General features: G+C 56.6%; 2 protein-coding genes. One reads left to right on the top strand and one right to left on the bottom strand.

From position 1 onward, the window contains the following. Positions 1-166 precede the first annotated feature (166 nt). Entirely contained in the window at positions 167-2,194 is a 2,028-nt protein-coding gene (locus tag V6C16_RS08840; protein ID WP_333535098.1) for a methyl-accepting chemotaxis protein, read from the top strand. A 588-nt stretch (positions 2,195-2,782) separates the two neighbouring features. Here the strand turns inward: V6C16_RS08840 and ychF are convergent. Continuing rightward, positions 2,783-3,886 (bottom strand): redox-regulated ATPase YchF, encoded by a 1,104-nt coding sequence (gene ychF, locus V6C16_RS08835; RefSeq protein WP_333535097.1) that lies wholly within the window; start codon positions 3,884-3,886, stop codon positions 2,783-2,785. Positions 3,887-4,037: the final 151 nt, after the last annotated feature.

Below are 4,037 nucleotides of genomic sequence, written 5' to 3'. Positions count from 1 at the left end.
GCTCATTTGCTTGAATCTGTTCGGCAAGGATTCTCTGGAAGAACTTCTGAATCCGCGAAGACGAAAAACTATAAACACCTATAGTTATAGCCTGTTAGCTATGGGTGCTTAACCGGACAACATTGATATATTTTGCAAAAATAACTTTTTGTTGCAAGGAGGGGGCATGCGCATAACGATCGCGCACAAGTATGTGGGTTCGCTGTTTGGCGCATTGATCACCTGCTGTGGGGTCGTGCTGTTTGTTTCCATCTACTTTATGAAAGTCCCCATTGAAGATGAACTGGATAAGGGCATCCGGCGCATGCAAAACGTTATCATGGAGGCCAATGAGGCCACCCGTGCGCGTTTTGTGCAAAGCGCCGCCCTGATTGCCAGCGACAACAGCATGGTGCAGGCCATTGTGCATAAGGACCACGCACTGGCCAAAGAGCTTGGCGAAAAAAGCATGAAAATGGCCGGTTCGGACTTTATGACCATTACTGATGAGTCCGGCAAGGTCATCGCCCGTGGTCATGCTGATAAATACGGCGACAGCGTAACCAATCAGGAAACAGTGGTTATTGCCCTCAAGGGGCAGCCCGCCGCGGCCGTTGTGGCAGGCACCGTCGTTCCGTTCACAATCCGGGCCAGCCAGCCGGTGGTTTATGAGGGCCGCGTGGTAGGCTCCATTTCCATTGGCACATCCCTTGTCACTCCTGCCTATCTTGACTGGCTCAAGCAACTTTCGGGCGTTAACATCACCATTTTCAAGGGCGATACCCGGGTCATGACCACAATCATGGCTGACGGGCAGCGTGCCGTGGGTACCAAGCTGCAATCACCGGAAATTCTCGATGCGGTTCTGAAAAAGGGAAAAACCTACTACACCCACAATAGCATTCTTGGGGTGGACTACAATTCCGCCTACTGGCCGGTCAAAGACGCCAATAATCAGATCATAGGCATGTGGTTTGCGGGCATGCCCATGAGTGATCTGCAGAAGCTTGAGCACGAAGCCGTGGACAAGGCCATCCTGGTGGCTTGCGGTCTACTGGTGCTGCAGCTTACCCTTTCGGTCATCCTGGGGCTGAGAGTCAGCGCTCCGGTGGGCAAGATCACCCGCTACGCCCTCGGTGTGGCCGAGGGCAAGAAAGACCTTACCCTTGACGTTTACAGCAAGGACGATATGGGCCAGTTGGCGGATGCCCTGCGCCAGATGGAAGAAAACCTGCGCCGTCTGGTTCAGGATGCAAGCGAACAGGCCGAACAGGCGCGCCTGATGGGTGAAGAGGCGCAGCAGGCCATGGAAGAGGCCAAGCAGGCTCAGGCGCAGGCTGAAATTGCCAAGCGTGAGGGCATGATCAGCGCCGCGGCCCAGATAGAGGGCGTGGTTGAGCGCCTCAATTCTTCCATCAACGACATTGCCGAACAGGTGGACAATACCGGCGGCGCGTTGAGCCATGCCGTGGCCAGGCTGGCGGAAACCGCGACTGCTATGGAAGAAATGAACTCCACCGTGCTTGAGGTTGCCAAAAATGCGGGCGGTGCTGCGGATGTTTCGGCATCGGCCAAGCTCAAGGCCCAGGCAGGGTCCGAGGTGGTGTACAAGGCCGTAGGCGGCATCCAGGAAGTGCAGCGCCAGTCCCTGGCCCTCAAGGACGGCATGACCACGCTTGATGAGCACGCCAGGGCCATCAACCAGATCATGAGCGTTATTTCCGACATTGCCGACCAGACCAACCTGCTGGCGCTCAATGCGGCCATTGAGGCGGCCCGTGCGGGTGACGCGGGCAGGGGCTTTGCCGTTGTGGCCGATGAGGTGCGCAAGCTGGCGGAAAAAACCATGGCCTCGACCACAGATGTGGGTAACGCCATCCACGCTATCCAGCAAAGCGCCTCGCAGAGCATTCAGGAAGTGGAACTGGCCGTGCGCAACATCGCTTCCGCCACTGACTTTTCCAACAAGTCCGGCGAAGCCTTGCAGGAGATCGTGGTCATGGTGGATCAGACCGCGGACGAAGTGCGCGCCATTGCCACCGCCAGTGAGCAGCAGTCCGCCACCAGCGAAGAGATTAACAAGTCCATCGCTGATGTGAACAACATTGCCGCCACAACCTCCGAATCCATGCAGTTGGCTATGGCCGAGCTTGAGGCCCTGCGCAAGCAGGCTCACAGTCTGGCGGAACTGATCGAACACATGAAAAACGCCTAAAGAGTCAGGAGCCGCGCGGCTCCGGAACAATAACAGCCAGCGCCCCTTCCGTTTATGCGGAAGGGGCGCTGGCTGTATACAGCATTTTTTATACAGTATTTTATCGCGGGCGGGCTTGCAGTGTGCGGTTTGCAGGCACACGGCGGCCCGGATAAGCCGGCAGCGCGCTGTTGACGTTACCAGTTTAGGGCAGTCTCTTTTCAAAACAGATATGGCGGCTGCGCGAGCAAACGCGGTTTTTCTGCGTTCCCGGGCGCCGTGGCAGGCGGGTCTTGATCTTTGAGAAGGTATATTCTCAAAGTTGCCTTGCCCTATATCTAGAGCAATTTCACTTTGAAATTGCTCTGGCGGCTGCGTGAGCAGTCGCCCGCCGCGAAGGCGTAAGCGCAATTTATTTGCGCGGTTAAACGCCGAAGCGAGCGTGTCTTAAACTTTGAAAATGTACATTTTCAAAGTTAATCTGCTCTAGAGCATTTAGCACTTGAATGCTCGCTTACGGCAGGCAAAAGCCTGCCTGCGCGCATTTTGTGGCAAGGATTTTCCTGAAAATCCTTGCAGAGCACTAACTCATTGCATTCGTAAACTGCTCTAGACGTTGAAAAGGAAGTGCATGACATCTCCATCCTTGACCACATATTCCTTGCCTTCCACGCGCAGCACGCCGCTGGCACGGCAGGCGGCCTCGTTTTCGTGGCTCATGTAGTCCTGATAAGAGATGACCTCGGCGCGGATGAAGCCGCGTTCAAAGTCCGTATGAATAACCCCGGCCGCCTGGGGAGCCTTCCAGCCCTTGTGAATGGTCCAGGCGCGCACTTCCTGCGGGCCGACCGTAAAGTAGCTGCAAAGCCCCAGTGTTTCGTAACCGGTGCGGATAATGCGCACAAGGCCGCTTTCGTCAATGCCGTAAGATGACAGCATTTCGGCCTGTTCCGCATCGGAGAGGCCCTGCAGTTCCTCTTCCAGCTTGGCGCAAATGCAGGCAAAGCCCGCTTGGCGTCCGGCGGCAAAGGTCTTGAGGGTTTCCACAAAGGCGTTGCCTTCGGCCACAGCGTTTTCATCCACGTTGGCACAGTAAATAACGGGCTTGGCTGTCAGAAGGCCCAGTTCGCGCCACGATGTCAGAAAAGCCTCGTTGCTTTCCGGCAGGACAAATTCGCGGGCGGCCTTGCCGTCATTAAGATGGGTCAGCAGGGTCTGCATTACTTCGGCGGCTGCCTTGGCGTCCTTGCTGCCCTTGGACATTTTTTGCAGACGTTCAAGGCGTTTTTCCACGCTTTGCAGATCGGCCAGCAAAAGTTCCGTCTCAATGGTGTCCACGTCACGCAGGGGATCAACGCCGCCGTCAACGTGCGTGATGTTTTCATCCTCAAAGCAGCGCACCACATGCACGATGGCCGCGCATTCGCGGATGTTGCCCAAAAACTGGTTGCCGAGACCTTCGCCCTTGCTGGCTCCCCGCACAAGACCGGCAATGTCGATGAAATCCACGCTGGCATTGATGGTTTTTTGCGGTTTGGCCTTGTTTGTCAGGTCGCGCAGGCGCGTGTCCGGCACGGCCACCGTAGCCTTGTTCGGCTCGATGGTGCAGAAGGGATAGTTGGCGGCCTGGGCGTTCTGGGCCTTGGTGAGGGCATTGAAAAGAGTGGACTTGCCCACGTTGGGCAGACCGACGATACCTATGCTGAGGGCCATGCTTTCTCCTGAATTGTCACCAGTCAAGACCCGGCGGGCGTCCGGGCCGCACATGCGCGGCTGTTCCGGAGGATTGTTTCCCGGGTCGGTGTCCGTCTGACCTGCCGTTGTGAAGCCGCGTCATCCGCAGGCTGCCTCACGGCAGGGGCTG

It is taken from the genome of Desulfovibrio sp. 1188_IL3213, assembly GCF_036763145.1.
In the GTDB taxonomy this organism is placed as follows: domain Bacteria; phylum Desulfobacterota; class Desulfovibrionia; order Desulfovibrionales; family Desulfovibrionaceae; genus Desulfovibrio.
The sequence above is the reverse complement of the archived record's forward strand: the minus strand, read 5'-3'. Positions and strand labels throughout refer to the sequence as shown.